This is a genomic window from Parafrankia irregularis, assembly GCF_001536285.1.
Lineage (GTDB): Bacteria > Actinomycetota > Actinomycetes > Frankiales > Frankiaceae > Parafrankia > Parafrankia irregularis.
The window spans coordinates 1-18342 of record NZ_FAOZ01000053.1 but is presented as its reverse complement, the minus strand read 5'-3'; the positions used below and the strand labels follow the sequence as shown (position 1 = coordinate 18342).

The 18342-nt window shown below is 72.2% G+C and carries 16 protein-coding genes and 1 rRNA gene; all 17 read left to right on the top strand.

Going from position 1 to position 18342, the window contains the following annotated elements:
• Positions 1–291 precede the first annotated feature (291 nt).
• Positions 292–792: a translation initiation factor IF-3 gene (gene infC, locus AWX74_RS37480; protein ID WP_006540132.1), complete on the top strand. Its 501-nt coding sequence runs from the start codon at positions 292–294 to the stop codon at positions 790–792.
• Positions 793–904: 112 nt separating this feature from the next.
• Entirely contained in the window at positions 905–1099 is a 195-nt protein-coding gene (rpmI, locus tag AWX74_RS37475; protein WP_091286777.1) for a 50S ribosomal protein L35, read from the top strand.
• A gap of 84 nt (positions 1100–1183) precedes the next feature.
• Positions 1184–1564: a 50S ribosomal protein L20 gene (gene rplT, locus AWX74_RS37470; protein WP_006540134.1), complete on the top strand. Its 381-nt coding sequence runs from the start codon at positions 1184–1186 to the stop codon at positions 1562–1564.
• Between the two features lie 23 nt (positions 1565–1587).
• Positions 1588–2550 (top strand): TrmH family RNA methyltransferase, encoded by a 963-nt coding sequence (locus AWX74_RS37465; RefSeq protein ID WP_091286773.1) that lies wholly within the window; start codon positions 1588–1590, stop codon positions 2548–2550.
• 5 nt (positions 2551–2555) lie between these two features.
• Entirely contained in the window at positions 2556–3686 is a 1131-nt protein-coding gene (locus AWX74_RS37460; RefSeq protein ID WP_242666596.1) for a sensor histidine kinase, read from the top strand.
• Between the two features lie 97 nt (positions 3687–3783).
• A complete protein-coding gene (gene pheS, locus AWX74_RS37455) occupies positions 3784–4887 on the top strand; it encodes a phenylalanine--tRNA ligase subunit alpha (RefSeq protein WP_091286809.1) in 1104 nt (367 codons plus the stop codon).
• A 4-nt stretch (positions 4888–4891) separates the two neighbouring features.
• Positions 4892–7537, top strand: coding sequence for a phenylalanine--tRNA ligase subunit beta (pheT, locus tag AWX74_RS37450; protein WP_242666594.1), 2646 nt, complete (start codon positions 4892–4894; stop codon positions 7535–7537).
• A 324-nt stretch (positions 7538–7861) separates the two neighbouring features.
• The gene (gene argC, locus AWX74_RS37445; protein WP_091286766.1) at positions 7862–8926 is read left to right on the top strand and encodes an N-acetyl-gamma-glutamyl-phosphate reductase; all 1065 of its coding nucleotides are present in this window, start codon (positions 7862–7864) and stop codon (positions 8924–8926) included.
• A gap of 133 nt (positions 8927–9059) precedes the next feature.
• Positions 9060–10223: a bifunctional glutamate N-acetyltransferase/amino-acid acetyltransferase ArgJ gene (gene argJ, locus AWX74_RS37440; protein ID WP_091286762.1), complete on the top strand. Its 1164-nt coding sequence runs from the start codon at positions 9060–9062 to the stop codon at positions 10221–10223.
• The gene (gene argB / locus AWX74_RS37435) at positions 10220–11221 is read left to right on the top strand and encodes an acetylglutamate kinase (protein ID WP_226931351.1); all 1002 of its coding nucleotides are present in this window, start codon (positions 10220–10222) and stop codon (positions 11219–11221) included. Before argJ ends, argB begins: the two co-directional genes overlap by 4 nt.
• Positions 11218–12447: an acetylornithine transaminase gene (locus AWX74_RS37430; protein ID WP_091286759.1), complete on the top strand. Its 1230-nt coding sequence runs from the start codon at positions 11218–11220 to the stop codon at positions 12445–12447. The genes argB and AWX74_RS37430 overlap by 4 nt, the downstream gene beginning before the upstream one ends.
• The gene (argF, locus tag AWX74_RS37425; protein WP_091286756.1) at positions 12444–13409 is read left to right on the top strand and encodes an ornithine carbamoyltransferase; all 966 of its coding nucleotides are present in this window, start codon (positions 12444–12446) and stop codon (positions 13407–13409) included. Before AWX74_RS37430 ends, argF begins: the two co-directional genes overlap by 4 nt.
• The gene (argR, locus tag AWX74_RS37420) at positions 13406–13981 is read left to right on the top strand and encodes an arginine repressor (RefSeq protein WP_091286752.1); all 576 of its coding nucleotides are present in this window, start codon (positions 13406–13408) and stop codon (positions 13979–13981) included. The genes argF and argR overlap by 4 nt, the downstream gene beginning before the upstream one ends.
• A 109-nt stretch (positions 13982–14090) precedes the next feature.
• Positions 14091–15293 (top strand): argininosuccinate synthase, encoded by a 1203-nt coding sequence (locus AWX74_RS37415; RefSeq protein ID WP_091286749.1) that lies wholly within the window; start codon positions 14091–14093, stop codon positions 15291–15293.
• A gap of 59 nt (positions 15294–15352) precedes the next feature.
• The gene (gene argH / locus AWX74_RS37410; protein WP_397313154.1) at positions 15353–16828 is read left to right on the top strand and encodes an argininosuccinate lyase; all 1476 of its coding nucleotides are present in this window, start codon (positions 15353–15355) and stop codon (positions 16826–16828) included.
• The gene (locus AWX74_RS37405; RefSeq protein ID WP_091286740.1) at positions 16813–17523 is read left to right on the top strand and encodes a DNA-3-methyladenine glycosylase; all 711 of its coding nucleotides are present in this window, start codon (positions 16813–16815) and stop codon (positions 17521–17523) included. The genes argH and AWX74_RS37405 overlap by 16 nt, the downstream gene beginning before the upstream one ends.
• A gap of 722 nt (positions 17524–18245) precedes the next feature.
• Positions 18246–18342: ribosomal RNA gene (locus tag AWX74_RS37400) — 16S ribosomal RNA — on the top strand; the annotation flags it as partial.

Genomic DNA, 18342 nt, shown 5'->3' with positions numbered 1-18342 from the left:
GCGCAGTCGCATACGTCGTGCCCGCGTAACCAGGTCAAAGCGGGGGTTCGCCCTCCACCCGTCGCCGCCGTCGGAGATGATCCGGCCGGTCGCCAGCCCGCCGGCTGGCGCGGTGGCCGGGTCGCCGGTCGGCCGAGCCGTTGCCACGGCATGTCGGCCGGGAGCCTGGGTTACCCCGGGCTTGGTGCTCCGCTGCGGTGAGGTCGTGCCCGCGCGTCGAGCCACGGAGGAACGCACATCAGCACAGAGTCACGCATCAACGACCGGATCCGCGTCCCGGAGGTTCGCCTCGTGGGAGCGGAGGGCGAGCAGATCGGCATCGTCTCCATCGGAGAGGCCATGCGCCTCGCGCAGGAGGCGGATCTCGACCTCGTCGAGGTGGCGCCGACCGCCCGTCCGCCGGTCTGCAAGCTGATGGACTATGGCAAGTTCAAGTACGAGTCCGACCAGAAGCGTCGTGAGGCTCGTAAGAACCAGGTCCAGACGGTCATCAAGGAGATGAAGCTCCGACCGAAGATCGATCCGCACGACTACGAGACCAAGAAGGGTCACGTCGTGCGCTTCCTCAAGGCCGGCGACAAGGTAAAGATCACCATCATGTTCCGTGGGCGTGAGCAGTCACGGCCCGAGCTCGGTATCCGTCTGCTGCAGCGGCTGTCCACCGATGTCGCCGATCTCGGTTACGTCGAGGCCCAGCCCAAGCAGGACGGGCGGAACATGACGATGGTCATGGCCCCGCACAAGGGCCCCGCCAAGCCCCAGCGAGTCCCGGAGTCGGCGACCCAGGGGTGAGCTACCACCGGTCGGCGTCGCCAGACGTCGTACCGGCCCAGGCGCGCATGAACACGGGCACCAGACGGGCGCGCCCAGACGAGCATCCGAAATCCACCACAGGGACGCGATCATGCCCAAGATGAAGAGTCACACCGGTGCCGGCAAGCGGTTCCGTGTCACCGGTACCGGCAAGGTGATGCGCCGGCGTGCCAACCGCGCCCACCTCCTTGAGCACAAGACGAGCCGTCGCACCCGCCGGCTCTACGACGAGGTCGTGCTGAGCTCCGCGGACGACCGCCGCATCAAGCGTCTGCTGGGCCGCTGACATCTCCGGCCTGGTGGCCGCGCAGGGCGGCCGACCGGACCGGACGCGAACGAACGTGAACGAACGAAGGAGACAGGTGCCCTCATGGCACGCGTGAAGCGGGCGGTCAACGCCCAGAAGAAGCGCCGCGAGGTCCTCGAGGCCGCCAGCGGATACCGGGGCCAGCGTTCGCGGCTCTACCGCAAGGCCAAGGAGCAGATGCTCCACTCGATGACCTACTCCTACCGGGACCGTCGCGCGCGCAAGGGCGACTTCCGGCAGTTGTGGATCACTCGTATCAACGCCGCCGCCCGGGCGAACGGTCTCACCTACAACCGCTTCGTGCAGGGCCTGCGCCTGGCAGGTGTCGAGGTCGACCGCAAGATCCTGGCCGATCTCGCGGTCAACGACGCGGCCGCGTTCGCGGCTCTCGTCGAGGTCGCCCGCGCCGCGCTGCCCGTGGCCGCCGAGGCCTCGGCCGCCTGAGAGCCCGCCGCCGTCCTCCGCCGGTGTCACCTCGCCGCCCGCAGCGCCCCTCCGCGGGCAGGTCGACGTCGTCCACGGGGTCGTCCACCGGGCTGTCGGAAGCTTCGTCCACCGGCCCGTTCACGGGTGGGGGCGTTCTGAACGCCGGCCCGTCGCCCGACCGGTTCGACGGGCTTCGCTCCGCCCACGTCGCCGCCGCCCGGCGGCTGCGGCGTGCGGCGGCGCGCCGTGAGGAGGGCCTGTTCCTCGTCGAGGGGGCCCAGGCCGTCACCGCGGCGCTGCAGGCCGACGCGCTGGTCGAGCTGTTCGTCGGTGAGTCGGCCCTGGCGCGGCACGGCCAGCTGATGGCCGGAACCGGCGTGCCGGTCCGGTTCGTGACCGATGCCGCCGCGGCAGCTCTCTCGGAGACGGTGACCCCGCAGGGGCTCGTCGGCGTCGCCGAGCTGCCCGGGCACCGGCTGGCGGATCTGGGGCGGCCGCGCCTGGTCGCGGTGTGCGAGGGCGCGAACGATCCGGGTAACGCCGGCACGGTGATCCGCTCGGCGGACGCGGCCGGCGCCGATGCGGTCGTGTTCGTCGGTGACAGTGTCGACCCGTTCGGCGGCAAGTGCGTGCGCTCGTCCGCGGGCAGCCTGTTCCACCTCCCGGTGATCGTGGCCGCCGACGCGCCCACGGTCGTGCGGGAGCTGCGTGAGCTCGGCTGCCAGGTGCTGGCGACGTCCGGTCACGCGGACCGCGATCTCGACGAACTCGCCGCCGCGGGAGTGCTTGCCGGCCCCACCGCGTGGGTCTTCGGCAACGAGGCGAGAGGCCTCACGGCCGCGACGGCGGCCTCCGCGGACACGGCGGTAAGGGTGCCGGTGTACGGTCAGGCCGAGTCACTGAATCTTGCGGTTGCGTCGGCGCTGTGTATGTATGCGTCGGCGCGGGCGCAGAGAGCGGTGCGGTCAGCTACGTCCGGTGCCAGTGGAGGTGGGGCGCGTTGACACGCATCGTCGCTTCCGCTCCCGGGCCGGAGTTCTCCGGGAACGAGGTTCCTGGTCCCGGTCCCGATACCGCGGAGGAGTCGGTGGACCTGCAAACTCCGGCGACCCTCGACCTGCTGCCCGATCCGGTGGTCGTCACCGACGCGTCGGGTGTCGTGGAGATGTTCAACAGCGCCGCCTCGAAGGTGACCGGCCTGCCGCAGGGCAAGGCGGTGGGGCGTCACCTCACCGAGGTCCTCCCGCTGCTCGACGAACGGGGCAACGACTGGTGGGAGTGCTCGCAGCCGAGCCGTGAGCTGCCCCGGGTCACCGGGCAGCCGGAACGCCGCCTGACCTACGCCGGCCCGGACTCCGACCACGACTTCAACGTGACCGCCCGCTTCACCCGGGTCGACGGGGTGCTGGTGCGGGTGGCGGTCTGCCTGCGGGACACGGTCAGCAGGGAGCGGATCGAACGCAACCGCGCGGACCTCATCGCCACCGTCGCCCACGAGCTGCGCTCGCCGCTGACCAGCGTGAAGGGCTTCACCGCCACACTTCTCGCCCGTTGGGACAGGTTCACCGACGAGCAGAAGAAACTGATGCTCAACACGGTCAACACCGACGCCGACCGCGTCACCCGGCTGCTGACCGAGCTGTTGGACGTCTCCCGCATCGACGCCGGTCGGGTCCAGATCCGCAAGCAGATCGTCGACATGCGTGCGGCCGTCCGGCGTGTCGTCGAGGGCAAGATCGCGGCCGGCTCCGCCCCGGCGGAACGGTTCGACGTCCGGTTCACCGGTGAGCTCCCCGAGATGTGGGTCGACCCGGACAAGATCGACCAGGTTCTCCACAACCTCGTCGACAACGCGTTGCGCCACGGCGCGGGTACTGTGACCGTCGTGCTCAGCGGAACATCTACAGGAGCCGAGGTGACCGTCGCGGACGAGGGCGAGGGTGTGCCGGAAGCCAACGCCAGCCGGGTGTTCGCCAAGTTCTGGCGCGGTGCGAGCCGTGGCAACGGCACGGGTCTCGGGCTGTACATCGCCAAGGCGCTGATCGAGGCACACGGCGGGACGATCTCGGTCGGCAAGGCGCCGGGCGGCGGGGCGGAGTTCCGATTTTCCGTGCCCGCTGGTGGGCCCGTGTTCGGCTGAGGCCGCACGACGCACCACCGGCGGGCGCCCCGGGAGAACCGACCCATTCGTTCGGCGGGCCGCGCAGGCCCGCCACCCACCGATGAGGATGATCATCGTGCCCGCCCCCAACGAGACCGCTGATCCTGTGGATCTCGGTGCCCTGGACCAGAACCGGCTGGACGCCGACGTGGCCGCCGCGCTCGCGGCCATCGCCGCGGCCGACGGCCTGGACGCGCTGTCCGCCGTGCGTTCCGCGCACGTCGACGGCCAGTCCGCGCCGCTCGCGCTGGCCCGGCGCCAGCTCGGCGCGCTGCCGCGCGAGCAGCGAGCGCAGGCCGGCCGGGCGCACAACGCCGCCACCGCCGCCGTCCGCACCGCCTACGAGTCCCGGCTGACCGAGCTCACGGCGCGCCGCGACGCCGAGATCCTGATCGCCGAGCGCGTCGACGTGACCCTCCCCGTCGACCGCCGGCGCCACGGCGCACGCCACCCGCTGAGCCTGCTCTCCGACCGGCTCACCGACGTCTTCGTGGCCATGGGCTACGAGGTCGCGGAGGGGCCCGAGGTCGAGCACGACTGGTTCAACTTCGAGGCGCTCAACATGGCGCCCGACCACCCGGCGCGCAGCGAGCACGACACCCTCTACGTCGAGCCCGCCGCGTCGGGTCGGCTGCTGCGCACGCACACCTCGCCGGTGCAGATCCGCTCGCTGCTGTCCCGTCCACTGCCGGTGTACGTGGTCTGCCCGGGGCGCACCTACCGCAACGACACGATCGACGCGACGCACTCGCCGGTCTTCGGCCAGCTGGAGTGCCTCGCCGTCGACGAGGGCATCACCATGGCCGACCTGCGGGGCACCCTGGAGGTGTTCGCCCAGGCCCTGTTCGGTTCGGGCCTGTCCACCCGGCTGCGGCCGTCGTTCTTCCCGTTCACCGAGCCCTCCGCCGAGCTGGACGTCCAGTGCTTCGCCTGCCGCGGCGACGCGGGCCGCCAGCCGTGCCGGGTCTGTTCGGACGAGGGCTGGATCGAGGCCGGCGGCTGCGGCATGGTCGACCCGAACGTGCTGCGCGCCTGCGGCGTCGACCCCGCCCGCTACAGCGGCTTCGCGTTCGGGATGGGCCTGGAGCGCGCGGCGATGACCAGGCATGACGTCCGTGAGATCCGGGACTTCGTCGACGGCGACGTCCGCTTCGGCCTGCCGTTCGGAATCGAGGGCTGACCCGGTGAGAATCGTGATGTCCTGGCTGCGTGAGGTGGTCGGCGCCCCGCTGCCGCCGGCGAAGGCCGTCGCGGAGGCACTGATCCGCGCCGGGTTCGAGGTCGAGGGGCTGGAGACCGTCGGCTCGGACCTGGCCGGGGTCGTGGTCGGCGAGGTGGTCTCCATCGAGGTCGTGCCGACGAAGAAGAAGGACGTCCGCTGGTGCCAGGTCCGCGTCGCGGAGCTGGGCGCGGCGGACGTGTCCGATGCGGCGGACGCGGCTGGTGCGGCGGGTGCCGAGGTCTCCGAGCCGGGCGTGCGCGGCGTCATCTGCGGCGCTTTCAACTTCGAGGTCGGTGACCGGGTTCCGGTGGCACTGCCCGGGTCCGTCCTGCCCGGCGGCTTCGAGATCAGCTCGCGTAAGACGTACGGGCATGTCAGCGACGGCATGATCTGCTCCGCTCGTGAGCTGGGGCTGGGCGATGACCACAGCGGGATCCTGGTGCTGCCGCCGGACACGCCGATCGGCGCGCATGTCGCCGAGCTGCTCGCCGTCAGCGACGAGGTACTCGACATCGCCGTCACGCCCGACCGTGGGTACGGGCTGTCGGTGCGCGGTATCGCCCGGGAGACGGCCACCGCGTTCGGTCTGCCCTTCGGTGATCCAGGCCAGTGGGGTGGCCTGGCGTCCGACGCCGGCCCGCTGCCCGGTGACACCGGCGATGGCGGGGAAGCCGGTGCGGCGGGCTACCCGGTCCGAGTGGAGGACACGCTCGCCTGCGACCGGTATGTCGCGCGCGTCGTCAGTGGCGTCGACCCGAACGCCCGCACCCCGCTGGGCTGGGCCCGGCGGCTCTCGCTGGCCGGGATGCGGCCGATCTCCGCCCCGGTCGACGTCACCAACATCGTGATGCTCGGGCTGGGCCAGCCGCTGCACGCCTTCGACCGGGCCAAGCTCTCCGGGCCGATCGTCGTCCGCCGGGCCCGGGCCGGTGAGCGTCTGCTCACCCTTGACGGGGTCGACCGGGTGCTCGACCCCGAGGACCTGGTGATCGCCGACGACTCCGGTCCGATCGCGCTCGCCGGCGTGATGGGCGGCGCGGCGACGGAGATCTCCGCGACGACGACCGACATCGTGCTGGAATCGGCGCATTTCGACGCCATCGTGGTCGCGCGGACCGCCCGCCGCCACCGCCTCGGTTCCGAGGCGTCACGGCGGTTCGAGCGCGGCGTGGACCCGGCGCTCGCCCCGGTGGCCGCGCAGCGTGCCGTCGACCTGCTGGGTGAGCTGGCCGGTGCCAGCGCCGAGCCGGGCGGCACCGACGTCGACCACCGGCCGGCACCGGTGACGATCGCCTTCCCGCTGGGTGAGCCGGAGCGGCTCGCCGGTCGCCCCTACCCCGTCGACGTGATCCGGCGGCGGCTGGCCGACATCGGCGCCGTCGTCTCCGGCCCCGCCTCGGATGTCGCGTCCTCGGATGTCGCGGCGTCGGGCGCTGCCGCGTCGGGTGCTGCCGCTTCGGGCACGGTCGAGGTCACGGTGCCCTCGTGGCGTCCCGACCTGGCGCGCCCGGCGGACCTCGTCGAGGAGGTCGTGCGCCTGGAGGGCTACGACACGATCCCGGTCACCCTGCCGCTGCTTCCCGCGGGCCGTGGGCTGACCGAGGCGCAGCGGCTGCGTCGGGCGGTCGGGCGGGCGCTGGCCGCCGACGGCTTCGTCGAGGTGCTGACCCTGCCGTTCGTCGGTGCGGACGCCGCGGACGTCCTGAGCCTGCCCGACGGCGACCCGCGCCGGGCCGCCGTCCGGGTGACCAACCCGATCGCGCAGGACGCCTCGTACCTGCGTACGACGCTGCTGTCCGGGCTGATCGACGCCGCTGGCCGCAACCTCGGCCGCGGTCAGACCGATCTCGCCCTCTTCGAGAGCGGACTGGTCTTCCGCGAGCCGGCGGGGGGTGCCGTCGCGGTCGCCACGCCGCCCGTCGACCGCCGGCCCAACGAGGCCGAGATCCGCGCGCTGGACAGTGCCCTGCCCGACCAGCCGCGGCACGTGGCGGTCATCCTCACGGGTCTGCGTGAGCCTGCCGGCTGGTGGGGCCCGGGCCGGGCCGCCGACTGGGGCGACGCGGTCGCCGGCGCGCACAGCGTCGCGGCGGCGGTCGGGGTGGAGCTCAAGGTCAGCGCCGGTGACGTACTGCCGTGGCATCCCGGCCGCTGCGCCGAGCTGTCGGTCGACGGCCGGGTCGTCGGGCACGCGGGGGAGCTGCACCCGCGGGTGCTGGGCGCCGCCGGGCTGCCGGCCCGCTCGTGCGCCATGGAGCTCGACCTCGACGCGCTGATCGCCGTGGCGCTCGAACGGCCGGCGGTCGCCGCGCCCGCGATCTCCACCTTCCCGCCGGCTGACCGGGATGTCGCGCTGGTGACCGGTGCCGAGGTGCCCGTCGCCGCGGTGACCGAGGCGCTGCGGGCCGGCGCCGGGGAGCTGCTGGAGTCGCTGTCGCTGTTCGACGTCTACGAGGGCGGTCAGGTCGGCCCCGGTCGGCGTTCGCTCGCGTTCGGTCTCCGGCTGCGTGCCGCCGACCGCACGCTGACCGCCGGGGAGGCGAACGACATCCGCGACGCGGCGGTGGCCGAGGCCGCGAGCCGCACTGGAGCGGTGCTGCGTGGCTGAGCGCGGCTGACCCGCCGCGTCCGCGCGCATACCCGGCGGAGATCGGGTGCGGGTGCGGAGGCGTCGGATGCCTGGGTGGGTCGGATGTCTGGGTGATGAGTCGGGGTGGGTGCTGCTGGCACCCACCCCGACCCGTTTCCCACCCCGGTACCTCGTTGTCCCGGAGTGGTCTTTGTAGAAGTGTGCCCCGGCGGCGTCGGCTCTGTCCTTTACTTTCACGTAACGAGTCGGTAATAGGTGCCCCCGCTCTGGAGGTTGTCGCCGGCGCGGTCACGTGACCTGGTTCTTGAATTTCCATAGGCGAGTGTGTATAAGTTTTCAATCATGGGTGTGACTGCGGCGGTAGCGGGCGCGAGCGGGTACGGCGGCGGGGAGCTGCTTCGGCTGCTGCTCGGCCACCCCGGCATCGACATCGGTGACCTGGCGGCCAACACGTCCGCCGGTGTGGACGTGACCGAGGTGCATCCGCACCTGCCCGATCTCGCCGGGCAGGTGTTCGTCGACACCGCGGCCCTGGCCGACACGAGCGCCGACATCGTCTTCCTCGCGCTCCCGCATGGGCAGTCGGGCGCGGTCGCGGCCACGTTGCCGGCCGGCGTGCGGGTCGTCGATCTCGGGGCCGACCACCGCCTGGCCGACCCGCGGGTGTGGCGGCGGGCCTACGGTGGCGAACACGCCGGCACCTGGACCTACGGCATGCCGGAGCTGCCCGGGGCCCGGGAGGAGATCAGGGTCAGCAACCGGGTCGCCGCGCCGGGGTGCTACCCGACCGCGATCACCCTGGCGCTGGTGCCGCTGATCGCGGCCGGCGCGGTGGATCCGTCCGATCTGGTCGTCGTCGCCGCGAGCGGCACCTCCGGCGCCGGGCGGTCGGCGAAGGTCAACCTCCTCGGCAGCGAGGTGATGGGTGACCTGACCGCCTACAAGGTCGGTGGTCACCAGCACCGGCCCGAGATCGTCCAGACCCTCACCCGGTACGCGCGGTCACCGGTGTCGTTGTCGTTCACCCCGGTCCTGGCGCCGATGCCGCGCGGCATTCTTGCGACCTGCACCGCCCGCCTGTCCGCCGAGCTCGCGGCTGGTGACGATCTGGGCACCGGCCTCGGCGCGGACGCCGAGACGGTCACCGGGATCCTGCGAGCCTTCTACGACGGCGAGCCGTTCGTGCGGGTGCTGCCGCCGGGCCGGTGGCCGCACACCTCGTCCACCCTCGGCAGCAACTGCGTGCACCTGCAGGCGACGGTGGACGCCGAGGCCGGCCGGGTGGTCGTCGTGGCGGCCATCGACAACCTCACGAAGGGCGCCGCGGGCCAGGCGCTCCAGTGCGCCAACCTCATGCTCGGCCAGCCGGAGGGCACCGGCCTGAGCGCCCAGGGTCTCGCCCCGTGACCGCGTCAACCGCGGGTCGCCGGGCCGCGGGCTGCGGGGCCATGGCGCGCCGGGTCATAGCTCGCCGGGTCGTGGCTCGCCGGGTCATGGGCAGCCGGTCCGTAGTCGGAGTGAGTGGGGAAGGGGAACAGGCATGAGCGTCACCGCAGCCCAGGGCTTCCGGGCCGCCGGAGTCGCGGCCGGGCTGAAGCCGTCCGGGCGTCCAGATGTCGCGATCGTCGTCAACGACGGTCCCGCCGATGCCGCGGCGGGCGTGTTCACCCGCAACCGGGTGCAGGCCGCGCCCGTGCTGTGGACCCGCCAGGTCCTCACCGGAGGCCGGCTGCGCGCGGTCGTGCTCAACTCCGGTGGGGCGAACGCCTGCACCGGGCCGGCGGGGTTCGCCGACACCCACACCACCGCGGAGCGGGTCGCCGCCGAGATCGGCATCGGAGCGGGCGAGGTCGCGGTCTGCTCGACCGGCCTGATCGGTGTCCCGCTGCCCATGGACCTCCTGCTCCCGGGGGTGGTCGAGGCGGTGGCCGCGCTGTCCGCGAGTGGCGGGGGCGCCGCGGCCGAGGCCATCCGCACCACCGACACCGTGGCCAAGGAGGCGGTCCGCCACAGCCGGGAGGGCGGGAGCGTCGTCACCGTCGGCGGCATGGGCAAGGGCGCGGCCATGCTGGCGCCGTCGCTCGCGACGATGCTCGTCGTCGTCACGACCGACGCCGTCGCCGACGCCGCGACTCTTGACCGGGTCGTGCGGGAGGCCTGCCGCACGACCTTCGAGCGGGTCGACTCCGACGGCTGCCTGTCGACAAACGACACCGTGCTGCTGCTCGCGTCGGGTGCGTCGGAGCGGGCGCTGCCCGAGGCCGAGCTCACCGAGCTGGTCACCGCTGTCTGCGAGGACCTGGCGAGCCAGATGCTCGGCGATGCCGAAGGATCCACGAAGACGATCTCCATCACGGTCACCGGGGCGGCCTCCGAGGCGGATGCGCTGGAGGTCGGCCGGGCGATCGCGCGGAACAACCTGCTCAAGTGCGCGCTCTACGGCAAGGACCCGAACTGGGGCCGGGTGCTCGCGGCGATCGGCACCACCGCCGCGGCGTTCGAGCCCGACCAGCTCGACGTGGCCATGAACGGTGTCCAGGTGTGCCGGGCCGGCGCCCCGGGCGAGTCCCGGGACCTGGTCGACCTCTCCGGGCGGGAGATCAGCATCGTCGCGGACCTGCACGCGGGCTCCGCCGAGGTGGTCGTGCGGACGAACGACCTCACCGACGGGTACGTCTACGAGAACTCGGCGTACTCGACATGAGCGACAGTCCGTCGACGCGCGGCCCGGCCGCGCGGGCACGTGGGCATTCCGCGCTCACGAAGACGAAGGTCCTCATCGAGGCCCTGCCGTGGCTGTCCCGGTTCCACGGGGCGACGATGGTGATCAAGTACGGCGGGAACGCGATGACCCGGCCCGAGCTGCGGGAGGCGTTCGCGGCCGACATCGTCTTCCTGCGCTATGCGGGCATCCGGGTGGTGGTCGTGCACGGCGGCGGCCCGCAGATCACCGCGCACCTGGAGCGGCTCGGGGTGGCCTCGGAGTTCGTCGGCGGCCTGCGGGTGACCACGCCCGAGACGATGGAGGTCGTCCGGATGGTCCTCGTCGGCCAGGTCAACCGGGATGTCGTCGGCCTGGTCAACGACCACGGCCCGTTCGCGGTCGGCCTCTCCGGCGAGGACGCGAACCTGTTCACCGCCCGTCGCCGCCCGGCGATGGTCGACGGCCAGGCCGTGGACGTCGGGCTGGTCGGTGACGTGGTCGAGGTCCAGCCCGAGACCGTCAACGCGCTGCTGGACTCGGGCAAGGTCCCGGTCGTGGCCTCGGTGGCCCGCGGGCTCGACGGCGGGGTGTACAACGTCAACGCGGACACGGCTGCCGCGGTGCTGGCCCTGGCGCTGGGAGCGACGAAGCTCGTGGTGCTGACCGACGTCGAAGGTCTCTACGCGGACTGGCCGGCCAGCGACGAGGTGATCAGTGAACTGACGGTAGGCGAGCTGGAGCGGCTCCTGCCCTCCCTGTCGTCCGGAATGATCCCGAAGATGGAAGCCTGCCTGCGGGCCGTCTCCGGCGGGGTTCCCCAGGCCCACGTGCTCGACGGGCGGGTGCCCCACGCAGTGCTGCTGGAGGTCTTCACCGACGAGGGGATCGGCACCCTGATCCGGGCCGACGACGGAGCAGGCCTCGGCACGGCCGGCCTCGGCACGGCCGGCCCCGGCACGGCAGGCCCCGGCACGGACATCACCGAAGGAGAATCGTGAACGCCGACCTGCTCGACCGGCGGGACGCCGTCGTCATGGCCACCTACGGCCGGCCGTCGATCGCGTTGACCCGTGGCGCCGGTGCCCACGTGTGGGACGCCGACGGCCGCGAGTACGTGGACCTGATCGCCGGTGTGGCGGTGAGCGTCCTCGGGCACTGCCATCCGGCGGTACGGGCCGCGGTGGTCGCGCAGCTCGACACGCTCGGCCACACCTCGAACCTGTATGTGAACACGCCTCAGGTCCTGCTGGCCGAGCGGCTGATGGAGCTGCTGGGCGTGGACGGGCGGGCGTTCTTCTGCAACTCGGGCGCCGAGGCGAACGAGACCGCCATCAAGATCAGCCGTCGGACCGGCCGGTCGGAGATCATCGCGGCCGAGGGCGCCTTCCACGGGCGGACCATGGGAGCGCTGTCCATCACCGGCCAGCCCGGGAAGCGGGCGCCCTTCGAGCCGCTGCTGCCCGGTGTGCGCTTCGTTCCCTATGGCGACGCGCAGGCGCTGGCCGAGGCGGTCAGCGAGCGCACGGCCGCGGTCTTCCTGGAACCGACGCTGGGTGAGGGCGGCGTGGTGGCGCCGCCGCCCGGCTACCTCGCGGCGGCCCGCGCGGCCTGCGACGAGCACGGCGCGCTGCTGGTGCTCGACGAGGTCCAGAGCGGCATCGGGCGCACCGGCGCCTGGTTCGCCCACCAGACCGCGGGCGTCGTCCCCGACGTGATCACCCTCGCGAAGGGGCTGGGCGGCGGGCTGCCCATCGGGGTCTGCATCGGCATCGGCGCCGCCGGGCGCCTGCTGCAGCCCGGGGACCATGGCAGCACCTTCGGCGGTGGCCCCCTCGTCTGCTCGGCCGCCCTCGCGGTCCTGGACACGATCGTGGCCGACGGCCTGCTCGACCACGCGACCGCGCTGGGCGAGTCGTTGCGCGCGGGGATCCTCGCCGCCGGCGCCGCCGGCGTCACCGGAGTACGCGGCGTCGGGCTGTGGCGGGCGATCGAGCTCGACGGGCCCTGGGCCGCCGAGCTGGAGACCGCCGCGCGCGAGGCCGGCTTCCTGGTGAACGCGGTCGCCGCGGACGTCGTCCGGCTCGCGCCACCACTGGTGATCACCCAGCCCGACGTGGACGCGTTCGTGTCGGCGCTGCCCGGAATCACCGCCGGCGTCCTGGCTGGCCGTGGCCGGGCCGAGGCCGGGAAGAACCCGGGCGAAAGCTCTAAGGTCAGCCCATGACGGCCCGACACTTCCTGCTCGACACGGACCTGACCTCGGCCGAGCAGGCCGCACTGCTGGATCTCGCCGACCGGCTCAAGGCCACCCGCCGCGAGCGTGGCACGGCCCCCCGTCCACTCGAGGGCCGATCGGTCGCGCTGATCTTCGAGAAGCCGTCGACCCGGACCCGCCTTTCGTTCGACGTGGCGGTCGCCGAGCTGGGCGGCCACCCGATCGTGATCGACTCCGCCTCCACCCAGCTGGGCAGGGGGGAGACGATCGAGGACACAGCCGCCGTCCTCAGCCGCTACGTGGACGCGATCGTCATCCGGACGTTCGCGCAGGAAAGGGTCGAGCGGATGGCCTCGGCGGCCACCGTGCCCGTCATCAACGCGCTCTCCGACCACGCCCATCCCTGCCAGGCGCTCGCCGACCTGCAGACCATCCGTGAGCTGCGCGGCCGCCTCGCGGGCCTGACCCTGACCTACCTGGGCGACGGCAACAACGTCGCGCACTCGCTGATGCTCGCCGGGGCCATGGCCGGGATGCGGGTTCATGTGGCGTCTCCGCCCGGCTACGAGCCGTTCGACCAGGTCGTCCGGCAGGCGAACGAGATCGGCGCGGTCACCGGCGGCGAGGCGTTGGTGATGCACGACGCGCTGGAGGCCGCGACCGACGCGGACGTGCTTTACACCGACGTCTGGGCGTCGATGGGCCAGGACGACGAGTCGGACACCCGAGCGCTCGTCTTCCAGCCCTACCGCCTGGACGAGAAGGTCGTCGAGGTCGCGCGCCCGGACGCGATCGTCATGCACTGCCTGCCCGCGCATCGCGACGTGGAGATCTCCGCCGCGGTGCTGGACGGCCCGCGGTCGGTGGTGTTCGACCAGGCGGAGAACCGGCTGCACGCCCAGAAGGCACTGCTGTCGGTCCTGCTCGACGACGCCTCAGACGACGCCTCGTCGGAGGCCGCCCTCCGATGACGATCCGCGCGGCGGCCCCCCTGACGAAACACGCCCGGCAGGCGCGTCTGGCCGGGTTGATCGCGGCCAGGTCGGTACGGTCACAGGCGGAGCTGGCGCGTCTGCTTCTCGCGGAGGGCGTGCAGGTCACCCAGGCCACCCTGTCCCGCGATCTGGAGGACATCGGCGCGACGAAGGCCCGTGGGCCTGACGGCGTCCTGATCTACCGGGTGGACGTCAACCAGGCCCCGGCCGAGGCCGTGCGCATCCCGCTCACCAGGCTCTGCGAGGAGCTGCTGGTCTCGGCGGAGGCGAACGGTGATCTCGTCGTGCTGCGGACTCCGCCGGGCGCCGCGCAACTGTTCGCCTCAGCCCTCGACCGGGCGGCCCTGCCGGAGGTGATGGGGACCATCGCCGGCGACGACACGATTCTCGTGGTCTGTCGGGCGATGCAGGGGCGCAACGGCTCGTCGGCCGGCCCGGAGTTCGCCGGCCGGCTGCTGTCCCTGGCCGACGGCCGGGCCAGGCCCACCGCACCGACGCCCCGGGACGGTGTCGGCGAGCCGCCGGGCCCGGATGACGACACGGGCTGAGCCAACCCGTGTCCACGACAACCGTGCCCACGACAACCGTGTCGACGAAACCTGAGCCAGAACCTCAGCCAGTACCAGAGAACCTGAGCCAGAACTAAGGAGATACCCAGTGACCGAACGCGTCGTGCTTGCCTACTCGGGCGGCCTCGACACGTCCGTGGCCATCGGCTGGATCGGCGCCGAGACCGGCGCCGAGGTCATCGCCCTGGCCGTCGACGTCGGCCAGGGCGGTGAGGACCTGGAGGCGATCCGCCAGCGTGCCCTCACCTGCGGCGCCGTCGAATCGATCGTCGTCGACGCCCGCGAGGAGTTCGCGGCGGACTTCGTCGCCCCCGCGATCCGGGCGAACGCGCTCTACATGGACCGCTACCCGCTCATCTCCTCGCTGTCGCGGCCGATCATCGTCAGGCACCTCGTCGAGGCCGCCCGCCAGCACGGCGCGGACGCGATCGCGCACGGCTGCACGGGCAAGGGCAACGACCAGGTCCGTTTCGAGGTCGGCGTGATGGCGCTGGCTCCCGGCCTGCGGGTGCTGGCCCCGGTCCGTGACTCCGGGATGACGAGGGACAAGGCGATCGCCTTCGCGGAGGAGCGCGGCCTGCCGATCGACGTCTCGAAGAAGTCGCCGTACTCGATCGACCAGAACCTGTTCGGCCGCACGGCCGAGTGCGGCATCCTCGAGGACCCGTGGGCGCAGCCGCCGGAGGACGTCTTCGTCTACACCGCCGACCCGACCGTCCCGCGCCCGGCCGACGAGGTCACGATCTCGTTCACCGACGGTGTGCCGACCGCGCTCGACGGCCGCGCCCTGTCGCTGGTCGAGCTGGTCGCCGAGCTCAACACCCGGGCCGGAGCTCAGGGTGTCGGCCGGATCGACATGATCGAGGACCGGCTCGTCGGTATCAAGAGCCGCGAGATCTACGAGTGCCCGGGTGCGATCACCCTGCTGACGGCGCACCGGGACCTCGAGGACCTCACCCTCGAGCGCGACATCGCGCGGTTCAAGCGCGGTGTCGACCAGCGTTGGGGCGAGATCGTCTACGACGGGCTGTGGTACTCGCCGCTCAAGGCCGCACTGGACGCCTTCGTGGACTCGTCCAGCGCCGGCGTCTCCGGCGATGTGCGCCTCCGGCTGTCGGGCGGTGTGGCCCAGGTCGTCGGGCGTCGCAGCCCGGGGAGCCTCTACGACCACGCCCTCGCGACCTACGATGCCGGCGACCAGTTCGACCAGAGCGACGCTCGCGGGTTCATCGAGCTGTGGGGCCTGCCCACCAAGGTCTGGGCGGCCCGCGAGCAGCGGCTGCACCCATGACGTCGGTCGGTCCGGTGGCGACGGGGGAGTACCCGTCGGTCGACGAGGAGCGAGTGACGATGGATCCCGAACGGGCGCATGACGACGCGGGCCCGACGAACGACGCGGGCTCGGTGCCCGGTGCGGACGGATCCGCGCCGCTGCGGCTGTGGGGCGGGCGGTTCGCCGGCGGTCCGGCCGAGGCGCTGGCCCGGCTGTCGGTCAGCGTGCAGTTCGACTGGCGGCTGGCGCCCTACGACCTGCTCGCCTCCCGGTCCCACGCCCGGGTGCTGCACCGGGCGGGGCTGCTCGACGCCGGCGAGCTGGCGGCGATGCTGAAGGCACTCGACGACCTGTCGGATGCCGTCACCCAGGGCCGGTTCCGTCCCACCGTCGAGGACGAGGACGTCCACACGGCGCTGGAGCGGGGGCTGCTGGAGAACCTCGGCGCCCTCGGCGGCAAGTTGCGCGCCGGGCGCAGCCGCAACGACCAGGTCGCCACCGATCTGCGCCTCTACCTCCGCGATCACGCCCGGCAGGTCGCGGGCCGGCTCACCGAGCTGTCGAGTGCGCTCGTCACCCTCGCCGAGCAGCACGTCGACACCCCGGCGCCGGGAATGACCCACCTGCAGCACGCGCAGCCGATCTCGTTCGGTCACCAGCTGCTCGCGCACGTCCAGGCGTTCGTCCGGGACGTCGACCGGCTGCGTGACTGGGACCGCCGGGCCTCGGTGAGCGCGCTGGGAGCAGGCGCCCTCGCCGGCTCCTCCCTGCCGCTCGACCCGGCGGGGGTGGCCGCGGAGCTCGGGTTCGACCGGGCCTTCGCGAACTCGTTGGACGCGGTGTCGGATCGGGACTTCGCGGCGGAGTTCCTCTTCGCCGCGGCGCTCACGGGCGTGCATCTGTCCCGCCTCGGCGAGGAGATCGTCCTGTGGACGACCCGCGAGTTCGGCTGGGTCGAGCTGGATGACGCCTTCGCGACCGGCAGCTCGATCATGCCGCAGAAGAAGAACCCGGACATCGCCGAGCTCGCGCGGGGCAAGTCCGGCCGGCTCATCGGTGCGCTGACCGCTCTCCTGACGACTCTCAAGGGCCTGCCGCTCGCGTATGACCGCGACCTGCAGGAGGACAAGGAGCCGGTCTTCGACGCGGTCGACACCCTGCTGGTCGTGCTGCCTGCGATGACCGGCATGGTCGCGACGATGCGGGTGCGCCGGGAGCGGCTCGAACGGGCCGCGCCCGACGGATTCGCGCTCGCGACCGACGTCGCCGAGTACCTGGTTCGCAACGGCGTCGTCTTCCGGGAGGCGCATGAGGCGGTCGGCCAGCTGGTCGCCTGGTGTGTGGCCCACGACGCCGAGCTCGACGACGTCTCCGCGGAGGACCTGGCGGTGATCAACCCGCTGCTCACCGCGGACGTCCGCTCGGTTCTGTCGGTGCGCGGGGCGCTGGAGGCACGCTCGGCGCCAGGCGGCACGGCCCCGGATCGGGTTCGGGACCAGATCCGCGACCTGGCTCCGGTGCTGGACCGTGACCGGGCCTGGGCGGGGAACTGAGCGGACTCGTCCTCGACCGAGACTTCTACGACCGGCCCGTGCTGGTCGTCGCCCGGGATCTGCTCGGGACGACGATCCGGCACGGGCCGGTCGCGTTGCGGGTGACCGAGGTCGAGGCCTACGGCGGGACGGATGATCCCGCCTCCCACGCTCGGCGCGGTCCGACTCCACGCAGCGCGGTGATGTTCGGGCCACCGGGATATGCCTACGTCTACTTCGTGTACGGCATGCACTGGTGTTTCAACGTCGTGTGCGGCCCGGAGGGAACGGCGGCGGCGGTTCTCGTCCGGGCCGGGAGCGTCTGCGCGGCCGGTGCGAATCCGCAGGCGCTCGGCGGCGTCACGCCGGGTTCGGAGCGGTTCGACCCGGAGGTGGGCCTGGCGGCCGCGGACCGGGACCGTGGTGACGGCGGGCCTGGTTCCGGGCGGGCCGCCGGCGGCCTCGCGGCCCGGCGGGTGGCCTCCGGCCCCGGGCGCTTCGCCCGGGTGCTGGGCGTCGACGGCACGTGCACCGGGACGGACCTGACGGGCGGTGGGCCCGTGACCGTGCACCGAGGCAGGCCGGTCGCGGACGAGGAGGTGGGCCGTGGACCGCGCATCGGGATCCGAGCCGGAGCTCACCTGCCGAACCGGTTCTGGCTCCTGGGCGAGCCATCGGTGAGCCGGGTGCCACCGGTGCGTCGGGTGCACCAGTGAGCTGCGCGCGGCGTGCGGAAGCCCGGGATGCCTGACTCTGCGGATGCCCCGGCGCCGATCCTGGTGCCGATGCCCCGGTGCCGATGCCCAGACCGGATGCCGGGGCACCGGTGCCGTGCAGCGGCGCGCTGCCGGCGCCGGAGCTTCGCGGCCCACGCCGACGGGGGTGCCCGAGCGGTGCCGGATGGCCTGGGAGCAGGCCCGGAGGCCGATCACCTGTTCGAGCGCAGAACCCTAAGCCTCCCATACCAGACAGCACCGTCAAGCTCCGATTGGGTAGCTGTGACATACGTCACACATCCTGGGACCCGATTGATTTGACGCCCCCGGACATCCCCCCGTAATGTTCTCTCTGTCAGCGAGACACGGCAGACACCGAACAGGGTGGCTCCACTCGGGACGCGGGATCGGACCGCAAGGTCGGGTCTTCGGGCGGGATCGCAGCCTTCGAGGCATTTGCGACGCACCTGACCGAAAAGAACTTTGAAAAGCAAATTGCCTGGGTATGTACGCTTCGCGGCGTAATCTCAGCAGCATCTGCTCCTTGAGAACTCAACAGCGTACCGAATAGTCAGTGCCATTTAGTTTTAAACCCCCGTCCATGGCCAGGGCTGATGTTCTGGTTGTGGTGGGAAATTCCTTTGGCAATGACAGACGATCTTACGAGGATCTGTCTTGCCAGGATCGGTTGGGCTTGGCGGCCCGGCCATCTCTTTCAAGCATTGATGGAGAGTTTGATCCTGGCTCAGGACGAACGCTGGCGGCGTGCTTAACACATGCAAGTCGAGCGAGGAGCTTGCTCCTAGCGGCGAACGGGTG